This window comes from Vibrio sp. C8 (assembly GCF_054051265.1).
Genome location: NZ_JBPAOE010000002.1, coordinates 90,490 through 108,892 on the forward strand (window position 1 = coordinate 90,490; position 18,403 = coordinate 108,892).

Annotated in this window: 16 protein-coding genes; 9 read left to right on the forward strand and 7 right to left on the reverse strand. The window is 44.9% G+C overall.

What is annotated here, in order from left to right:
• The first annotated feature begins 3 nt into the window (after positions 1–3).
• Positions 4–894, forward strand: a complete 891-nt coding sequence (malG, locus tag ACRQQK_RS01315; protein ID WP_167410333.1) for a maltose ABC transporter permease MalG — start codon at positions 4–6, stop codon at positions 892–894.
• A gap of 323 nt (positions 895–1,217) precedes the next feature.
• On the opposite strand, the gene ACRQQK_RS01320 is transcribed toward malG, so the two are convergent.
• On the reverse strand, positions 1,218–1,469 hold the full coding sequence (locus ACRQQK_RS01320) for a hypothetical protein (protein WP_457509634.1): 252 nt from the start codon (positions 1,467–1,469) through the stop codon (positions 1,218–1,220).
• A 170-nt stretch (positions 1,470–1,639) separates the two neighbouring features.
• Positions 1,640–2,719, reverse strand: coding sequence for an alanine racemase (gene alr, locus ACRQQK_RS01325; RefSeq protein ID WP_457509636.1), 1,080 nt, complete (start codon positions 2,717–2,719; stop codon positions 1,640–1,642).
• 899 nt (positions 2,720–3,618) lie between these two features.
• Between alr and dgcN the strand changes: the two genes are divergently transcribed.
• The 3 genes from dgcN to ACRQQK_RS01340 are packed head-to-tail and all read left to right on the forward strand — an operon-like array spanning position 3,619 to position 6,467.
• Positions 3,619–4,623: an N-acetyltransferase DgcN gene (gene dgcN, locus ACRQQK_RS01330; RefSeq protein ID WP_457509638.1), complete on the forward strand. Its 1,005-nt coding sequence runs from the start codon at positions 3,619–3,621 to the stop codon at positions 4,621–4,623.
• Positions 4,623–5,600 (forward strand): N-acetyl-D-Glu racemase DgcA, encoded by a 978-nt coding sequence (gene dgcA, locus ACRQQK_RS01335; RefSeq protein ID WP_457509640.1) that lies wholly within the window; start codon positions 4,623–4,625, stop codon positions 5,598–5,600. Before dgcN ends, dgcA begins: the two co-directional genes overlap by 1 nt.
• A 9-nt stretch (positions 5,601–5,609) precedes the next feature.
• Entirely contained in the window at positions 5,610–6,467 is an 858-nt protein-coding gene (locus ACRQQK_RS01340) for a D-amino-acid transaminase (protein WP_457509642.1), read from the forward strand.
• Between the two features lie 134 nt (positions 6,468–6,601).
• Here ACRQQK_RS01340 and ACRQQK_RS01345 read toward each other — a convergent pair whose 3' ends face one another.
• Positions 6,602–7,096, reverse strand: coding sequence for an acyl-CoA thioesterase (locus tag ACRQQK_RS01345; protein ID WP_042481466.1), 495 nt, complete (start codon positions 7,094–7,096; stop codon positions 6,602–6,604).
• Between the two features lie 143 nt (positions 7,097–7,239).
• On the opposite strand from ACRQQK_RS01345, the gene ACRQQK_RS01350 reads away from it, so the two are divergent.
• From ACRQQK_RS01350 to ACRQQK_RS01370, 5 genes are all read left to right on the forward strand, one after another.
• Complete coding sequence (locus ACRQQK_RS01350; RefSeq protein WP_457509644.1) at positions 7,240–7,470, forward strand: hypothetical protein; 231 nt, start codon at positions 7,240–7,242, stop codon at positions 7,468–7,470.
• Between the two features lie 122 nt (positions 7,471–7,592).
• On the forward strand, positions 7,593–8,636 hold the full coding sequence (locus ACRQQK_RS01355) for a formylglycine-generating enzyme family protein (protein ID WP_457509646.1): 1,044 nt from the start codon (positions 7,593–7,595) through the stop codon (positions 8,634–8,636).
• A gap of 122 nt (positions 8,637–8,758) precedes the next feature.
• Complete coding sequence (locus tag ACRQQK_RS01360) at positions 8,759–9,802, forward strand: formylglycine-generating enzyme family protein (RefSeq protein WP_457509647.1); 1,044 nt, start codon at positions 8,759–8,761, stop codon at positions 9,800–9,802.
• A 122-nt stretch (positions 9,803–9,924) separates the two neighbouring features.
• Positions 9,925–10,968 carry a formylglycine-generating enzyme family protein gene (locus ACRQQK_RS01365; protein WP_457509649.1) on the forward strand — a complete coding sequence of 348 codons (1,044 nt, stop codon included), beginning with the start codon at positions 9,925–9,927 and terminating at the stop codon, positions 10,966–10,968.
• 122 nt (positions 10,969–11,090) lie between these two features.
• Complete coding sequence (locus ACRQQK_RS01370; protein ID WP_457509651.1) at positions 11,091–12,140, forward strand: formylglycine-generating enzyme family protein; 1,050 nt, start codon at positions 11,091–11,093, stop codon at positions 12,138–12,140.
• Positions 12,141–12,198: 58 nt separating this feature from the next.
• Here the strand turns inward: ACRQQK_RS01370 and ACRQQK_RS01375 are convergent, their stop codons facing one another.
• The 4 genes from ACRQQK_RS01375 to ACRQQK_RS01390 all read right to left on the reverse strand — a co-directional run bounded on the left by ACRQQK_RS01375 (position 12,199) and on the right by ACRQQK_RS01390 (position 18,053).
• Positions 12,199–14,703: a LysM peptidoglycan-binding domain-containing protein gene (locus tag ACRQQK_RS01375; RefSeq protein ID WP_457509653.1), complete on the reverse strand. Its 2,505-nt coding sequence runs from the start codon at positions 14,701–14,703 to the stop codon at positions 12,199–12,201.
• Positions 14,700–15,338, reverse strand: coding sequence for a DUF4123 domain-containing protein (locus ACRQQK_RS01380; protein WP_457509655.1), 639 nt, complete (start codon positions 15,336–15,338; stop codon positions 14,700–14,702). Before ACRQQK_RS01380 ends, ACRQQK_RS01375 begins: the two co-directional genes overlap by 4 nt.
• Positions 15,320–17,392, reverse strand: a complete 2,073-nt coding sequence (locus ACRQQK_RS01385; protein ID WP_457509657.1) for a type VI secretion system Vgr family protein — start codon at positions 17,390–17,392, stop codon at positions 15,320–15,322. The genes ACRQQK_RS01380 and ACRQQK_RS01385 overlap by 19 nt, the downstream gene beginning before the upstream one ends.
• A 142-nt stretch (positions 17,393–17,534) precedes the next feature.
• On the reverse strand, positions 17,535–18,053 hold the full coding sequence (locus ACRQQK_RS01390) for an Hcp family type VI secretion system effector (RefSeq protein WP_457509659.1): 519 nt from the start codon (positions 18,051–18,053) through the stop codon (positions 17,535–17,537).
• Positions 18,054–18,403: the final 350 nt, after the last annotated feature.

Consider the following 18,403-nt stretch of genomic DNA (forward strand, 5'->3'; position numbering starts at 1 on the left):
ACAATGGCTATGGTACAAGGTAAAACCTTAAAATACAGAGTGTTGGCGACGCACATCGCGCTGTGGGCATTTCTAGCTTTAATCATCTTCCCATTACTGATGATTGTGGCGATTTCTTTCCGTGAAGGTAACTTCGCAACAGGTAGCTTAATTCCGGAAAATCCGTCACTAGAGCACTGGAAGCTGGCGTTAGGTATTGCAGTCGAGAATGCTGACGGTTCAGTCACTCCACCGCCATTCCCTGTTCTTACGTGGTTATGGAACTCAGTGAAAGTGGCAGCTATCAGTTCAGTGTTGATCGTCGCGCTATCTACGACTTCTGCCTATGCTTTTGCTCGAATGAAGTTCAAAGGTAAGAGCACTATCTTGAAAGCGATGATGATTTTCCAGATGTTCCCTGCGGTATTGGCGCTGGTGGCTCTATACGCATTGTTTGATAAGCTAGGTCAGTATATTCCATTCCTTGGTTTGAACACTCACGGCGGTTTGATTTTTTCTTACTTGGGCGGTATCGCGCTGCATGTTTGGACAATCAAAGGCTACTTTGAAACGATTGACCTTTCATTGGAAGAAGCGGCAGCACTTGACGGTGCAACACCATGGCAAGCTTTCCGCCTAGTACTTTTACCGCTTTCCGTACCGATTCTAGCAGTTGTGTTTATTCTCTCATTTATCGGTGTTGTGGGTGAGGTTCCAGTGGCATCTTTGTTACTTTCTGATGTAAACTCATACACACTTGCGGTTGGTATGCAGCAGTATTTGTACCCTCAAAACTACTTATGGGGAGACTTTGCGGCAGCGGCAGTTTTATCTGCTTTACCAATTACTATCGTATTCTTGCTTGCGCAGCGTTGGCTAGTCGGAGGACTCACGGCCGGCGGTGTGAAAGGATAACAACGATAAGGGCGACTGTAAGGTCGCCCATTTTGTGTCTGCTTAACAACTTGGTTTGGCCGCTGATCAGTTAAGTTAGATACATAACTTCTGGCGTTACGCATAGCTGGCTGTTAGCTCAATTCCTTACTGTAAATGACTAACGGTTTTTGTAACCATGACCTGAGCTCTGCTCAGGTTTTTTTATATCTGCGATAACCGTTTTACTGAGCTTTTCATAAATCTTAATGACGCGTTAGGTTTAATGAAATGACGGACTATTAGCCACACGAGCGCGTATGGCTAAAGAGATGTGGCACTTAGATATGAACAATCTAAAGCAGCTAAAATTCTTTATTGGATGGTGCGCAACCAATGTACTGTAACAGTACATATAGGCTCTCTTGTTGTAGAGCAACTTTACGGAATAGATCTGCAAATGTGTCATCACCACCAAAGCATGTGCGAATGTAGTGATTGATTTCAGAAGGCTGGTAGCCTTCGACATACATAGTCCGAATCCAATGATATTCAACAGACTTTAAATCGGAGAGGGTGTTTTCACTTAAAGTAATATCACTGATGGACAAGGCCATGTTTTTGTTCTCTGGGAAGGCTATTCAATTTTCTAGCATATTAAATCAGAGAAAAATGAAACTTCTATGACAAAAAGTCTGGTAGGAGAAAGTTGTTAGGAGACTGAATTTAAACGATTGGTGCAAATAAAAAGAGCGTAATCATACTTACGCTCTTTTAACTCAATACACTACTTTTCGATGTAGGTCTTATGCACTCGCTTAGTTAGCTTTATGACGAGTTCATACGGAATCGTTCCAATGTGCTTTGATACCTGCTCAATCGGTAAATTTTCACCCCAGAATTCGACACAGTCACCCACTTTATCTTGTGAGTTTGGACCTAAATCAACGGTAATCATATCCATGGAGACTCGGCCTGAAATAGGCACGATACGACCATTAATATAAACAGGCGTACCTTCTGGCGCTGTTCTCGGATACCCATCACCATAACCCATAGCAACCACTCCAATGTAGGTATCATGCTGTGATGTCCAAGTTTCACCATACCCAACAGGTTGATTGGCTTTGTGTTTACGAACCGCGATGAGTTTTGAGGTTAACGTCATACCACAATGCAGGCCATAGGATTTACCTGTCTCGTTTTCATTCGGGCTGATGCCATACAGTGCAATGCCAGCACGCATGTAATCGAGATGAGAGTCAGACCAGTACAGAATGCCCGCCGAATTTGCCAAGGTTTTAGGGCCTGGAAATCGAGAGGTTTGCGACAGAAACAGATCGATTTGCTTTTGTGTAGAGGCAGAAGAAAGATCATCGGCACAGCTAAAGTGACTCATGAAGCCAACTGGGCCAGATAGCTTACCTGTTGCTTCAATCTGCTCAACATAATCATTCAGTTCGCACGGTTGAACACCCAGGCGGTGCATGCCGGTATCGAGTTTAAGCCACACCATGATTGGTTTCGCTAACGTAGCATTTTTCAGATCGTCTAGCTGTTCTTGACAATGAATAGCGGTTTGAAAGCCTTCACGTGAAGCTGTTTCCAAATCGTCCTTACAAAAGCAGCCTTCAAGAAGCAGAATGGGTTGTTGAATACCTGCATTTCTTAATTCTTGTGCTTCCTCAATACGAGAAACGGCAAATACGTCCGCTTGAGCCAGCGCCTGTGCTGTGTTTACTGCGTTGTGGCCGTAAGCGTCACCTTTAATAACCGCTACAACAGGCTTGTTTCCACATTTCTTTTTTAGCAAATCGTAGTTATCACTAAGCGCCTTTAGATTGATAAGAGCTTCTGCTGTGATCATTGAATCCGTCCTAATTATTACCTTGTTTCCATTGCAGCTCAGAAATGGGGGCTTACTAAAGAGTAGCTATCATACTGAGTAATGTCTGTTTCTCCAACAGCGAACCATCGCTCGCAGCAAAAGATTTTATACATTTATTTAATAATAAACAGACCATGCCAAGGTATGAGAGCATTCCAGTCATTACGACTATTTTGGAGTTTTGTGTATGGATAAAACCACTGTCTGCTTTTTATTTCTAACAAAGTGGTTTATTGGTTGGTTTGAAAGAATATTATTTCTTATTTTTTATTATTTATAGTTGAATAAAATTATTCATTTTCTGGCGAAAAAGTAATTCTGATCACTGTTTTGTGCAAAAGAATTTAACCTAAATACTCATTGTTATTAACTAATGGTGGGCTGTAGTTGTTGAAAATAGGTAGTCTTTGGGCTTTCTAACTCGATTTCCATTAGTAAGATTCTATGTTCTTGTACTTCAAATTTATGGCTAGATTGTATACAAAATTGTTTATTATTGCTCTGGATCACAAAACATGAAAATCTAAAAATATTGTTATATTTGGAGATAAATGCCAAATGGGTTTTTTGGCTGAATTTTAGATATAACAACTATTTGATTGGTCTGTAAGACAATCTTTCGATTAGGTACGTGGATGCTTTCATTTGTTGCTTAATTTTCTTTAGTTTACGATATTTTCTAAAAATTCCTTCAATTGAATTAAAATGCATTATTTGCGCTTATTGTGAGTTTTTGGTGCATAAAATTTTAATTTAATAAATTATTTTGAATATAAGTGAACATAAAGTCCTATTGTTGATGAGGATTTTAAACTGTAGGTTGTAAAAGAAGTCGAAATTAATGTCTGGCCTAGATGGCCAAAATGGAGTGACGAAAGATGGAACTTAAACAACCGTATCTATTATTTTTGGGTGATGCTGCAGATTCTCTGGCAGCTAAAGTCGCGCAGGGTATTAAAACTTGGCGTCCTGAGTACTGTGTAGGACAACTGCGTCTTGAAGCATGTAATGCTGACGTTGGTCTGCAAGACTTAACGGTGGCGCAAGCGAAAGAAGCGGGTGCACAAACTCTCGTTATCGGTGTTGCTAACCGTGGCGGTGTGATCTCTAAAGAGTGGATTTCAGTTCTTATAGAAGCGCTTGAAGCTGGGATGGATATCGCAGCTGGACTGCACAACAAATTAGCAGATATCCCCGAACTTGTTGAGGGTGCGAAAAAGAACGGTTGCGCACTTTATGATGTTCGTTACCCCACACAAACTTATCCTGTTGCGAATGGTAAAAAGCGTTCAGGAAAACGTGTTTTGACAGTCGGAACAGACTGCTCTGTTGGCAAAATGTACACCTCACTTGCAATAGAAAAAGAGATGAAAGAGCGCGGTGTTGATGCTGATTTTCGTGCCACCGGCCAGACGGGTATTTTGATTACCGGGGCTGGTGTTAGCGCAGACTGTGTCGTTGCAGATTTTATTGCAGGAGCAATTGAAACCATTACACCGGAAAACGATCCACAACATTGGGACGTTATTGAAGGTCAGGGTTCGCTATTCCATGCTTCTTTTGCAGGTGTCACAACGGGTCTTATTCATGGTTCACAAGCTGATGCTCTGGTACTTTGTCATGAACCGACTCGCGCACATATGCGTGGCTTACCTGATTATCAATTACCTGATCTTAAAGTGTGCATGGAAGCGAACATTGCTACGGCTCGTTTAACTAACCCTGCGGTGAAGTTTGTAGGTGTATCTATCAATACCTCAGGTTTGAGCGAAGCTGATGCAATGGCGTATATGGACAAAGTGGAATCAGAAATAGGTTTACCTGTTGTCGATCCATTCCGCCAAGGTGTTGCTCGTATTGTTGATAAGCTTCTGGAGCTGTAATGAAGGTAAAACTCTACACACAAAGTTGGCCAATTCGTGGCAGTTTTACTATCTCTCGTGGTAGTAAAACTCAAGCTGAAACCATCATTGTTGAGATTGAACACCAAGGTCTGATTGGGCGAGGGGAATGCGTTCCTTATGCCCGCTATGATGAATCCATCGCTAGTGTATTGCAGCAAATCACCGATGTTATTACAGATATTGAAACTGGTATTACGCGCGAGCAGTTACAACCACTTCTTCCTGCTGGTGCGGCGAGAAATGCGGTGGATTGCGCTATGTGGGACCTTGAATGCAAGCAAGACAAACAATCGATATGGACGAAGGTCGGTTTTTTAGCCGCCGAGCCACTCACTACGGCTTACACTCTGTCGTTAGATACTCCTGAGAATATGGAGAAAACGGCGATTGAAAATGCTGAGCGACCGCTACTCAAACTCAAACTGGGTGGTCCAGAAGATTTGGCGCGTGTGCAAGCGGTTCGTCGTGGCGCACCCAATGCAAAAATTATTCTTGATGCCAATGAAGCATGGACGGTAGAAGCCTACAAGCAGCTTATTCCTGAATTGATAAAGCTGGATGTGGCGATGATAGAGCAGCCATTTCATGCAGATGAAGACTCGGTCTTGGCTTCGCTAGAGCGCCCAATTCCTATTTGTGCCGATGAATCTTGTCACGACAGAAATAGTTTGCAGAAAGTCGTTGGTCTGTATGACATGGTCAATATTAAACTCGATAAAGCCGGTGGTTTAACTGAAGCTCTAAAGCTAAAAGATCAAGCGCAGTCGTTAGGATTACGAGTCATGGTTGGTTGCATGGTTTCGTCTTCATTAAGCATAGCTCCCGCTTTTGTCGTGGCTCAAGGTACTGAAGTGGTTGATCTCGATGGCCCGCTATTGCTTAGCGCAGATATCGAAAACGGATTTGAATTTGAAAACAATTCTATGTTGCCCTTTAAACAAAAGCTGTGGGGGTAGGGAGAGAAAATGGAACGAATCGTATATCTAAATGGCGAATTCGTTGCGGAAAGTGAGGCGAAAGTTTCGGTCTTTGATCGTGGTTTTCTCTTTGCCGATGCCGTTTACGAAGTTACCGCAGTATTGGGCGGTAAGCTCATCGATCATCAAGGGCATCTTGCGCGTTTAGAACGCTCGGCAAAAGAGCTCGGTATCAAACTGCCTGTAACAGGGAAGCAACTGATGGACATTCAACAAGAGCTAATTCAAAGAAACGCTTTGGTTGAAGGTGGCATTTATCTGCAATTGACGCGTGGTGATGAAGGTGATCGAGACTTCTCATACAGTGATGACATAGAACCAACCTTGGTGCTGTTTACGCAGTCAAGAAGCCTGATCAACAGCCCTAAGGCTCAAACGGGTATTGAAGTGATCTCGTTTGATGATATCCGTTGGCGACGTCGTGATATTAAAACAACTAGCCTATTGCCGGCCTGTTTGGCAAAACAAGCTGCTCATGCTGCAGGTGCTGAGGATGTCTGGTTAATCGAAGACGGCTTTGTGACTGAAGGTGGTTCGAGTAACGCTTATATCGTGACGCAGGAAAATGTTCTGGTAACACGCCCTTTGAGTAATGACATCTTGCATGGAATTACCCGCGCGTCTTTGATGAAGCTAGCTCAAGAGCTCAAACTCACTATTGAAGAACGTCTATTTACAATCAATGAAGCGTATCAGGCGAAAGAAGCGTTTATCAGCTCTGCAACAACGTTTGTCTGGCCTGTGGTCGCAATTGATGACAAGCCTGTCGGCAGTGGCAAGCCAGGAGAAATCGCCCTAAAACTGCGCGATATCTATATAAAAACAGCACAAGAGCTTGCGGAATAACACATCACTTAACACTGCTACGTGTTCATTTGAACTTTTATGTTTCGGTGAACAATGAAGCAATAATAAATACAGCGGGAGTTTGGTTAGGTAAATAAGTAAAGCAAAACACCCGACAGTAGCCGGGTGTTTTTTTATCCGTCAGCTTTAAGGTATTTCACATGCGCTTCCATCTCTTCACCAATTTCTGTTCGCATGTTCATTAGTCTAATTGCCGAGTTTCGAAGAGCGATATCTTCGGGGGTTTCTGGTACCCATTCAGGAACTGCGGTTGGTTTACCATTTTCGTCAACAGCTACCATGATAACAATGCAATGGGTAGTTAATCGGTTTTTGAGCTCTTTTGGATCACTGGCTTGTACGTCAATAGCAATGTGCATTGAGGTTTTACCTGTGTAGATAACCTTTGCGCTCACCTCTACGATATTACCGACATGAATAGGGGCAACAAAACGGATGCCGCCAGCATAGGCCGTAATACAATATTTACCGCTCCAAGCGGCAGAACAAGCGTACGCTGCTAAGTCGATCCATTTCATCACTGCGCCACCATGAACTTTACCGCCGAAGTTCACATCGCCAGGTTCTGCTAAAAAACGAAGGGTACTTTCTCTTTTGCCATTACTCATGGGCTTATCCTTTTATAGTTCTGAGTGAAGGCGATATCAGTGTTTACTAATAACGAATTTGTCACCTTTTCGCAACCTTTAGAGAATATCGCTTATGCTGAAGTGCTTTCCAACCCCCTCAAGTAAATTCGCTGAACAATGTCATGAGTAATCAGGTGTCAGAATGGGTTGACGACTGGTACGCCAAAGATTATTACCTACACAGCCCAGAGCATAACCCTCAAGGGCCAGAAAGCGGCACAGAGAAAGTGTTGCGTGATGCCCGCGGGGTGACCATGACCTTCTCTCGAATGCATTCGGCAGGCTTCGACAGCTATGAGCCTGGAATAAGTTTTCGCTGCGCCCTGCAACAGGCTGCGCCTTTGAAACCATAAATGACTCGACGGCTAAATAAATTAAAACAATTGCTGCCGTTTTTATCGCCAATGCCACCCTTATTCTTTATAATCAAACCATAACAAATAGATAAAAAGCCATTGAACTTAAAGGGATTTTTATGAAAACGTCATGGTTGGGTATTTTTCTACTACTGCCTTCACTCACAGCTTGTGAGGCTCCTTCAAAAATTAAAATAAACAGCGCTCAAATCACGCCTGAGCAAGCAAAAGCAATTGAAACTAACATTCAGCGACTTCATTCCAATGCTTCGCTAGAAGAGCAACAACAAATTGCCGATGTCGCGGTTAAAGCGATTGAAAATCTGCTTTTTGTGGAAGGGGGCAGTTTTGATATGGGCGATTTTAAAGCGCCATGTGAAATTCCCAGTCGAACAAGAGACAGAATTGATTGGTCACCGGAGCATACGTGCAATTCCATTTTCAGTGACTCCGGTGCAACCAATCTCCATAAAGTGACGCTGGATTCGTACTCCATTGCCAAGTTTGAAACCACCTACGCTGATATGGAGGTAATGCGCAAAGTGAACGGTTTACCCGTTGCTGACCAAAACTTAGATGGTTCGAGTATTAGCAGAGATTCCAGCGAATTTAAAAACGATTTAAAACGATTTAAGCTATACGCTGCTAGTACCAAAATCTGGCAAGACGGGAAAGGCTATTGCCAATGGCTGGGTACTATTACCGCTCTCCCTTTTGATTTACCCACTGAAGCGCAATGGGAGTATGCTGCTCGTAGTCGTGGTCAGCACTATTATTTCGCCACCAATAATGGTTATCGTCAAGTCCTTGATGGGGGATATTACAACCATGAAACGGGTTATAGAACCAGCTATACAGCAGACGAGGTCAATGCGTCTTCCCGCATTACTTATGTCGATACCTTCCTGCCCAATCCCCTTGGTGTCTATGGTATGAGTAATCAGGTGTCAGAATGGGTTAACGACTGGTACGCCAAAGATTATTACCTGCACGCCCCAGAGCATAACCCTCAAGGGCCAGAAAACGGCACGGAGAAAGTGCTGCGTGATGCCAGCGGTGTGACCATGACCTTCTCTCGAATGCATTCGGCAGGCTTTGACCGCTATCGCCCTGGAGTCAGCTTTCGCTGCGCCCTGCAACAGACTGCGTCTTTGAAACCATAAATGATTCGACGGCTAAATAAATTAAAACAATTGCTGCCGTTTTTATCGCCAATGCCACCCTTATTCTTTATAATCGAACCATAACAAATAAATAAAAAGCCGTTGAACTTAAAGGGATTTTTATGAAAACGTCATGGTTAGGTATTTTTCTACTATTGCCTTCACTCACAGCCTGTGAGGCTCCTTCAAAAATTAAAATAAACAGCGCTCAAATCACGCCTGAGCAAGCAAAAACAATTGAAACCAACATTCAGCGACTTCATTCCAACGCTTCGCTAGAAGAGCAACAACAAATCGCCGATGTCGCGGTTAAAGCCATTGAGAATTTGCTTTTTGTGGAAGGGGGCAGTTTTGACATGGGAGACTTTAAAGCGCCATGTGAAATTCCCAGTCGAACAAAAGAAAGAATGGATTGGTCACCGGAACACACATGCTATTCCATGTTTAGTGACGGTGGAGAAATTAACCTCCACAAAGTCACGCTGGATTCATATTCCATTGCCAAATTTGAAACCACCTACGCTGATATGGAAGTGATGCGCAAGGTGAGCGGTTTACCCGTTGCTGACCAAAACTTAGATGGCACTCCTCGCGTAAGAGGCTCAGAATACTTTAAGGAATGGTTAGAAAAAAGAGGGCTACGTGCTGCTCGAACTAAAGAATGGGAAAACGGAAAAAACTATTGCCAGTGGCTGGGTACGATTACCGCTCTACCTTTTGATTTACCCGCTGAAGCACAATGGGAGTATGCGGCTCGCAGTCGTGGTCAGCACTATTATTTCGCCACCAATAATGGCTATTTACAATTGAAAGGGGGAGGCTATCATGACCATCTCTCCGGTTACAGAATCAATTACACCGATGATGAGGTTAATGCTCCGAAACGTATTTCTAATGTCGATGCTTTCCCCTCAAACCCGCTTGGTGTCTATGGCATGAGTAATCAGGTGTCGGAATGGGTTAACGACTGGTACGCCAAAGATTATTACCTACACAGCCCAGAGCATAACCCTCAAGGGCCAGAAAGCGGTACGGAGAAAGTGTTGCGTGATGCCAGCGGTGTGACCATGACCTTCTCTCGAATGCATTCGGCAGGCTTTGACCGCTATTACCCTGGAATAAGTTTTCGCTGCGCCCTGCAACAGGCTGCGCCTTTGAAATCATAAATGACTCGACGGCTAAATAAATTAAAACAATTGCTGCCGTTTTTATCGCCAATGCCATCCTTATTCTTTATAATCAAACCATAACAAATAGATAAAAAGCCATTGAACTTAAAGGAATTTTTGTGAAAACGTCATGGTTAGGTATTTTTCTACTATTGCCTTCACTCACAGCCTGTGAGGCTCCTTCAAAAATTAAAATAAACAGCGCTCAAATCACGCCTGAGCAAGCAAAAACAATTGAAACCAACATTCAGCGACTTCATCCCAATGCTTCGCTAGAAGAGCAACAACAAATCGCCGATGTCGCGGTTAAAGCGATTGAAAATCTGCTTTTTGTGGAAGGGGGCAGTTTTGACATGGGAGACTTTAAAGCGCCATGTGAAATTCCCAGTCGAACAAAAGAAAGAATGGATTGGTCACCGGAACACACATGCTATTCCATGTTTAGTGACGGTGGAGAAATTAACCTCCACAAAGTCACGCTGGATTCATATTCCATTGCCAAATTTGAAACCACCTACGCTGATATGGAAGTGATGCGCAAGGTGAGCGGTTTACCCGTTGCTGACCAAAACTTAGATGGCACTCCTCGCGTAAGAGGCTCAGAATACTTTAAGGAATGGTTAGAAAAAAGAGGGCTACGTGCTGCTCGAACTAAAGAATGGGAAAACGGAAAAAACTATTGCCAGTGGCTGGGTACGATTACCGCTCTACCTTTTGATTTACCCACTGAAGCACAATGGGAGTATGCTGCTCGCAGTCGTGGTCAGCACTATTATTTCGCCACCAATAATGGTTATCGTCAAGTCCTTGATGGGGGATATTACAACCATGAAACAGGTTATAGAACCAGCTATACAGCAGACGAGGTCAATGCATCTTCTCGGATTACTAATGTCGATACCTTCCCGCCCAATCCCCTTGGTGTCTATGGCATGAGTAATCAGGTGTCAGAATGGGTTAACGATTGGTACGCCAAAGATTATTACCTGCACGCCCCAGAGCATAACCCTCAAGGGCCAGAAAGCGGTACGGAGAAAGTGTTGCGTGATGCCCGCGGTGTGACCATGACCTTCTCTCGAATGCATTCGGCAGGCTTTGACAGCTATGAACCTGGAATAAGCTTTCGCTGCGCCCTGCAACAAACTGCGCCTGTGAAACCATAAATGACTCGACAGCTACATAAATTGAAATAATTGCTGCCGTTTTTATCGCCAATGCCACCCTTATTCTTTATAATCGAACCATAAAAAATGGATAAAAAGCCATTGAACTTAAAGGAATTTTTATGAAAACGTCATGGTTAGGTATTTTTCTACTACTGCCTTCACTCACAGCCTGTGAGGCTCCTTCAAAAATTAAAATAAACAGCGCTCAAATCACGCCTGAGCAAGCAAAAGCAATTGAAACCAACATTCAGCGACTTCATCCCAACGCTTCGCTAGAAGAGCAACAACAAATTGCCGATGTCGCGGTAAAAGCGATTGAAAATCTGCTTTTTGTGGAAGGGGGCAGTTTTGATATGGGAGACTTTAAAGCGCCATGTGAAATTCCCTCCCGCACTTACGAACGCATTGATTGGTCGCCAGATAACAAATGTTACAGCGGTCCCAGCGCAATGTTAGCTGGCGGTATGTACCTTCATAAAGTGACGCTGGATTCGTATTCCATTTCCAAATTTGAAACTACCTACGCCGATATGGAGGTAATGCGCAAAGTGAACGGTTTACCAGTTGCTGACCAAAACTTAGATGGTTCGAGTATTAGCAGAGATTCCAGCGAATTTAAAAACGATTTAGAACGATTTAAGCTATACGCTGCTAGCACCAAAATCTGGAAGGACGGGAAAGGTTATTGCCAATGGCTGGGTAACATTACCGCTCTACCTTTTGATTTACCCACTGAAGCGCAATGGGAGTATGCTGCTCGCAGTCGTGGTCAGCACTATTATTTCGCCACCAATAACGGCTATCGCCAAAAAAGAGACTCCGGCTATTATGACCCAACCACTGGTTATAGGGTTAATTACACCAATGATGAGGTTAATGCCTCTACTCGCATTACTTATGTCGATACCTTTCCGCCCAATCCGCTTGGTGTCTATGGCATGAGTAATCAGGTGTCGGAATGGGTTAACGACTGGTACGCCAAAGATTATTACCTGAATTCCCCAGAGCATAATCCTCAAGGGCCTGAATCCGGCACAGAGAAAGTGTTGCGTGATGCCAGCGGTGTGACCATGACCTTCTCTCGAATGCATTCGGCAGGCTTTGACAGCTATGAACCTGGAATAAGCTTTCGCTGCGCCATGCAACAGGTTGTGCCTGTGAAACCATAAAGAGTCGCCGTCGGCATTGTATAACTCAATGCCGACGGCGCTTTTTAATATAACGTGATTACACATCGCGGTTATCGCTATGGCGACTCTTCAAGCTCGCATATTGCTGTTGCACATCCTCTAGCTTATCTTCTATCTGCCTATATGTTGATGGCGTGAAAGCCAACTCAAGACTCGGCTTTGCGGGGTGTATTTCACTCTTCTGCGCCAGTATTTGCACCCAGCGGTTAAACTGTCGCTGCTGGTTTCTATCTAAAATATAATTAATGCGACTCAAGTTATAAAACAATTCATCATCGGTGCTTTGCTTTTCACCTCGCGGGTTCATTCTCGCTAACACCTCTTCAAACTTACGCCAGCTCTTCACACAGTCGGACAACAAAGCACAAATTGCTTTCTCTTGCTCTTTCTCAAAAGATTCTACAAAGGTTTCACTTAACGTATCAAGCATCATACCGATGGTCTCGGGTAACAGTTTGTCGCGCGACACTCCCGACCAAACTTCTTGGTTAAGAATACGCTTCGCTAACAGTGCAGCTTCATGTTGACGAGATTGTCTCTTTCGATGCCATTTGTCTAATCCCGATACCCCTGCTTTAATTGTATTCATTAGCGCGCCAGGCGGATCGGTAATGATCTTCGTGGCAAATGCCACATAGCTGGCATGCACCAAGAATTCATACATATCTTCATTCACATTATCGAGTTTACGGTAATCTACATACTGCACCCCGTCCCATACTACTTGTGCCAGCGACCAGATATGCTCAAAATTGACTGACGCCCCAAAACCACCACTGCCTCCCGGTCCCCAAACAAGGCGAGCGTTACAGTGGAAATAAAGTTGCCTATTTCGTAGTTCTATATAAAAATCCGCGCCTGCACCGGCACCAAAGGCCAGGTTGCCTTCCGCTTTGATGGTCGCCAGCGCATCAAATTTAGGGGTGTTGTCATATTTTGGGTTTTGCCATTCAATCCCACCCGTCAGCTCTCCACCCACTTGCGCCCCCGCAAATCCTTCCGCTTTTACCCCAATACGTCCTCGACTTTCACCCATCGAGACCGACGGTGCCAACAGCACGCTGTGTCCCGCCACTTGCTCCTGCCCTTGATTACTCACCTCAGCTGTGGCGCTGCCCATCGCACCCACAAAGCAGCTCATCGTGATACAGGCATTGGTTCGAAAGCGACCAAAAGAGTGCTCCTGAGGATTACCGTTTGCGTCGGTGTAACTCAGAGATACCGGAAACCCCGCTTCATAAGGCAAATATGAGTTCAACTGAACCGACGCCTCAGCCAGTGCTATTTTGGCTGAAGCACTGACACCAATATCCACCTTTCCATCCATGGGTTTTATGTTCGATTTTATTGCTACCCCTGCACCCCAACGTAGCAGTTGTGCCTCCGCACTGGTCGCAAATCGTGTATCACCGTCTTGGTTAAGTAAGTAATGTGCTGCTTTCCACTCTTGCGCACTTCCCCCGTCGGCTTTCCACTCTTTAATCACCGCCTCAATCGATGGGCTTTGGATGTCTTTGGAGATGTCTTGTTTAATATCTTCTAATATTGCACTTTTAAACTCACCAGTATGACCATTGCGCAACGAAGATAGCGATTTTTCTTTGATGTTACGCTTGTGCCAGTATCGCTTCTCAGCCTCTAAGTACTCGGCTCGGACATATACAAAGCTATTACGCTTCACCGAAAACAGTTCAACTGCATGCCTTTTCGCTGGTTTGGTGGTTAAGGTTTTACTATTAACGAAGTTATCCAACGTGATTTTGCCTGTTTTCGGCTCTTGAGGCTGAGTCGAAGCGGTTACCGCGTCCTGCCGTAAGGATTGATAGTATTGAATGTCCCGGTCAATAGACTTCAATGTCTGGTTTCTTAATACCCCAACGGATGGCTCATTATCTAAATGCCGGGGGTGAAACCGATTGATCCGACGGCGACGCTGATCTAGCACTTTAATTTTTGCATCCACTAGCTTCAAGTTTTCCTCAGCCGTTTTTTTAACAGACTCGGGCGATGGTACTTGAGGTGTATCAGCTTCATGAGCAATAACCCCGGCATTAGCCGCATCAATGGCCCACTGATTTCTTTTGTTTGTGTGCTCAATCAACGCCTCTAGGGTGGCATTTTGAGGATCTGGTGCTTGCGCTGATATTTCATGATAAGCCGCAATTACTGGCTCAATTCCTGCGACCTCTTTATCCAGCGCTGCCAGCGATTTTTCATCCAAACAATAGTATTGTTGCCCTTTATCGTCCGTTTGAAAAAGTACGTCCTTGATATCCACTCCTTGGCATTGAGGGGCCGCTTCTAAGCATCCTGATGTTGACAATGGCCGCTGAGTTTCAGCCGGAGCGACGGTGACAATCGGCGACATATCTTCTTCAGATTCTGGCTCTTGAGGTAGTACAATGACATCGCCGACATGAATGAGGTTAGGGTTGGGTTGATACTTTGGGTTTAACGACAATATCTGATTGAAACTCAACCCTTGCTCTATCGCAATACCCAGTAATGTATCGCCCGATTTTACGGTGTAGCTACGACTCATGCGGACTCCTCTTGCGATTGAATTGCGGTCATAATAGTGGTCATGTTTTCGATATGCTGAGAGGTCACATTCCATGATGAAAGTGGAGCTTTACTACTTTGAAGAGAAGACCATTTGGCTTGCAACCATTGCTGATGATACCAATATATCGAATGCACTTGAGGCAGAAACACTGGCTTCTCTTCTGTTGATAGTGCTCCCATCAAAGGTAAGAGCATTCTTGGTTCGTAATAGCGAAAAAAGGTCGATGTATCGTTTTTTAAAACGGTAAGTCGATGTCGTAACGTGTCCAAAAGTGTCGCGACTTCAACCGTATTATCCGTCAGCAAGACACACCCCATTGGTAACGTTTCGAACTGTTCCAGCCAAGAGACTTGCAAAGATGGATAGTGCGTGACATCAACCAATACAGGCCCTTGCTCTATATGTTGATATGCCGTATCCGTAAATAAAGAGGCAAAAAACGGCGCCTCCTTGCCATGTTTGTTTACGTGTTGATATATGTCCTGCTGCCAGTTAGGCATCAATGCCGACTCAATTAAAAGATAAACCTTTGCCTCGCCAAAGCCGCTACTTATCGGAGACTGCTCAAGTGCTTGTATCCCCCAATCGGGCTCTAACCATGAATTTGGCATGCGCCCCCCTGACCACAGTTACACAACTCTTTCATTAACGCCCCTGTATTCACCATGTCACTGTATTGTGTCGCGGTGATTGATGCTGGAGTGACAGGCTCAGGTGCGTCAACTGACTCAACCCCATTCGGCAGTTGTGCCATTTGTCCGCCAAAACCGCTACCATTGCCCGCACTGCCACCAGAGTTAAGTTTGATACCTGGCCCAACCAAGCTAACGCCAGAAGCGTCCACTTTTACGAAGCTGCCACCGGCTTTTATCGTCAGCTCCGCTCCGGCCTCAATCACTACTTTTTGACCCGCTTTAATGTGCACTTCATTGCCCACATCCAATGCGTAGAGACTGCCCACTTTTTGATGAGCGCTGCCATCAATAACGAGACTGTTATCTTTCGTTATATGAGTGCGCTGCTCGCCCCCCATGGTGACATGTTGATTGTGTTTGATGTCCTGATAACTGTCGTTCTCTACGGTGAGATGCTTGTCGTGGTGAATGTGGCTGCTGTGGTCGTTATTCACCTTCGCTTCAAAGTCTTTTTGTGCGTGCAGATAGACTTTTTCGTTCTCTGATTGGTCTTCAAAGCTCAGCTCGTTAAATCCTTCCCCCTGATGGGTCTCACTGCGAATGACCATCTTGGTTTTGTTTTCTGGCAGCGGATAGGGCGGTGTATTGGTTGCATGGTACGTGCGACCGGTGATAATCGGTTGGTCAGGATCACCATTTAAAAACGACACAATCACTTCATGACCAATGCGTGGCAGTGCCATCATGCCATATTGACCGCCAGCCCAGCCTTGCGAAACCCGTACCCAGCAAGAGCTGTGTTCATTACCGTTAGAATACCTATCCCAGGGGAAATGCACCTTCACTCGACCATGTTCATCACAGTAGATTTCTTCACCCTCGGGACCGACAACGATAGCCATCATTGGGCCATCGACTTGCGGCTGTGCTAGAGGAGTGGCTTGCCAATTCTGCGTCGCTGGTATGACTTCAAAGGTATTGTGGTAGGTTGTCGCCCCTTGGGTCGCATCTTCTTCTAAGGCTTGAGGCTGCTCGCCTTTGTGGTTGACTTTAACCACCAACCAACGGTGGTTTAACGAGGTGTTAAGATGTTCAGCCAGCTCAAAGCGCATACCCGCCCGAAGACCACCGTGATTACTTTTGCCCAAAGCAAGATGTGACTCTCTGCGTAAGTATTCCAATCGCACGGTGCTGAACGCTTTACCGCTGTCGTCATCTTTGTAACGCCCCGGAGCGTCAAAGTGCTCATACCCTTCCCGTTGATACGCTATATCGGCGCCAAGCTGCTGTTGGAGGAAGCTGTATTGCGGTTTTTTAAAGCTGTAGTCTTTGAGCGTGACCTCTGATACATCGCTTTGAGTGCGCTTATTGAATGAGGAGATATAATTGCCTGACGCGACACCGCCGGCATTACCGTTATAAGGGAGAGACTCACTGAGCGTTGGCAGCGATTGGGAACTGTCACTGAACAGTAGCGTATGCTTACCCGACTCATGCTGAAAACTGTACGTCCAACCCTCTTCAGCCGCTAAACGATGTACAAAGTCTAAGTCGGTTTCCCGATACTGCACGCAGAATTCGCGCGGCTCACTTTGTCGTTTGAGTGAGAATGCATAATCGGTAATCCCCATCTCTTGCAGTAAGGTCGTCGCTATATCAACTGAGCTTTTGTGCTGAAAGATGCGGCTATTGTGACGGAGGGATAAGCGCTCTAAAGCAGGGACTAAAGTCACTTGATAGAAGGTATGGTGATGACCTATATTGCCCTGGGTAAAGCTGCGCACCATGCCATGCACGCGCTGAGTCAGCTCACCATCTTGATACACATGCAATTCCGCCAACCTGTCCACCACTTGCTCAGGCGTGATGTTCTCTTGACGGCTGGCAAGCTCAATTTGATAATAAAACCCTAAACACCGCCGGTGATTAAACGAACTGTCTGAAAGCGACTCTTGCCCATCAAAGCCTCGAACCACCAACAGCGCTTCCGATAGCCCCTCGACTTGAAACGTAAAACGCAACCTTGCCATACCAAATTCCTCGTTGTGTACCCAGCACCTTTACCACAAGCCACTCACGCGATAGCAAGCACGTTGTGGTAAAAGGTCACTTAAGTGATATCGACCACTTAAGTGACGCTGACTATTCAGATTAAGTGACGATTAAAAGCGCTTACGCTTCTACCGGCTTACGCCAGTCGTCTGAGCCCGATGTACCCGCGTTCACGTGGTCCCACGTAATTTTGCGGTAAGACATCGATACGGTGAGGTTTTGCGTAAAATCTGATTTTGATGGGTCCTGACAGTGAGGCATCTCACATCGGATATCAATAATGGAGGCGTTCTCTAGCTTGGTGGTGAAGAAGTTCTCTTGCTTACCTTCGATGGAGGTGCGATACCATTTGAGCGTCACTTCACTCATTTTCTCACCGGAGGACAATGCGTTGTACAAAAGCGGCACCGCTTTATTGAGTGACACGGTAAACTTAAACGCTTTATGAACACGCTGACCGGAAGGTTGACCGGATTGTGGGTCGGTTGGCACGGTAACGTCATGAGAAAATGCTTGAACCAGCATTTCATCTTCATGACCTTCAACAAAAGAATCACCGATTGAATCTGCAGTACAAGCGCCAGCGGTGATAAGACCCTGGGTTTCACCGTTAATTGAGATATAACACGGAGTTGGCATAACTTTTCCTTTTTCTAAATGAGTAAGTCACTTGATATATCAAGGCTCGTGCCAACTTTTATTTCATTAATTATCAATTGGTTATGGTTTTTCTCAAACTGATTGAGCAAGAAGTTGCCTGAACTGAGCAAGAAGTTGCCTGAATCGAGCAAGATGTTGCTCAAGCGAGCGAGAATTCGTCCGAAGCAAGATCACGTTTTATTTTTTACTCCATCAACTATTCCATTAATGTCCACGCTGATTATTAATACTTGTTTGACAAGCCAAGACAAGGTGAGCCAATCGACAATGTTGGATGTTCCTGGTGGAAGTCTTTATACTATTATCTATCGCTTAAACGACATTTAAAG

Excerpts from the sequence above, each read along its gene's own strand:
- ACRQQK_RS01375 (WP_457509653.1), bottom strand. The coding sequence starts at position 14,703 with ATGAGTCGTAGCTACACCGTAAAATCGGGCGATACATTACTGGGTATT.
- ACRQQK_RS01345 (WP_042481466.1), bottom strand. The coding sequence starts at position 7,096 with ATGAGTAATGGCAAAAGAGAAAGTACCCTTCGTTTTTTAGCAGAACCT.
- ACRQQK_RS01350 (WP_457509644.1), top strand. The coding sequence starts at position 7,240 with ATGAGTAATCAGGTGTCAGAATGGGTTGACGACTGGTACGCCAAAGAT.
- ACRQQK_RS01390 (WP_457509659.1), bottom strand. The coding sequence starts at position 18,053 with ATGCCAACTCCGTGTTATATCTCAATTAACGGTGAAACCCAGGGTCTT.
- ACRQQK_RS01340 (WP_457509642.1), top strand. The coding sequence starts at position 5,610 with ATGGAACGAATCGTATATCTAAATGGCGAATTCGTTGCGGAAAGTGAG.
- malG (WP_167410333.1), top strand. The coding sequence starts at position 4 with ATGGCTATGGTACAAGGTAAAACCTTAAAATACAGAGTGTTGGCGACG.
- ACRQQK_RS01380 (WP_457509655.1), bottom strand. The coding sequence starts at position 15,338 with ATGCCAAATTCATGGTTAGAGCCCGATTGGGGGATACAAGCACTTGAG.
- alr (WP_457509636.1), bottom strand. The coding sequence starts at position 2,719 with ATGATCACAGCAGAAGCTCTTATCAATCTAAAGGCGCTTAGTGATAAC.
- dgcA (WP_457509640.1), top strand. The coding sequence starts at position 4,623 with ATGAAGGTAAAACTCTACACACAAAGTTGGCCAATTCGTGGCAGTTTT.
- ACRQQK_RS01385 (WP_457509657.1), bottom strand. The coding sequence starts at position 17,392 with ATGGCAAGGTTGCGTTTTACGTTTCAAGTCGAGGGGCTATCGGAAGCG.
- ACRQQK_RS01360 (WP_457509647.1), top strand. The coding sequence starts at position 8,759 with ATGAAAACGTCATGGTTAGGTATTTTTCTACTATTGCCTTCACTCACA.
- ACRQQK_RS01355 (WP_457509646.1), top strand. The coding sequence starts at position 7,593 with ATGAAAACGTCATGGTTGGGTATTTTTCTACTACTGCCTTCACTCACA.
- dgcN (WP_457509638.1), top strand. The coding sequence starts at position 3,619 with ATGGAACTTAAACAACCGTATCTATTATTTTTGGGTGATGCTGCAGAT.
- ACRQQK_RS01370 (WP_457509651.1), top strand. The coding sequence starts at position 11,091 with ATGAAAACGTCATGGTTAGGTATTTTTCTACTACTGCCTTCACTCACA.
- ACRQQK_RS01320 (WP_457509634.1), bottom strand. The coding sequence starts at position 1,469 with ATGGCCTTGTCCATCAGTGATATTACTTTAAGTGAAAACACCCTCTCC.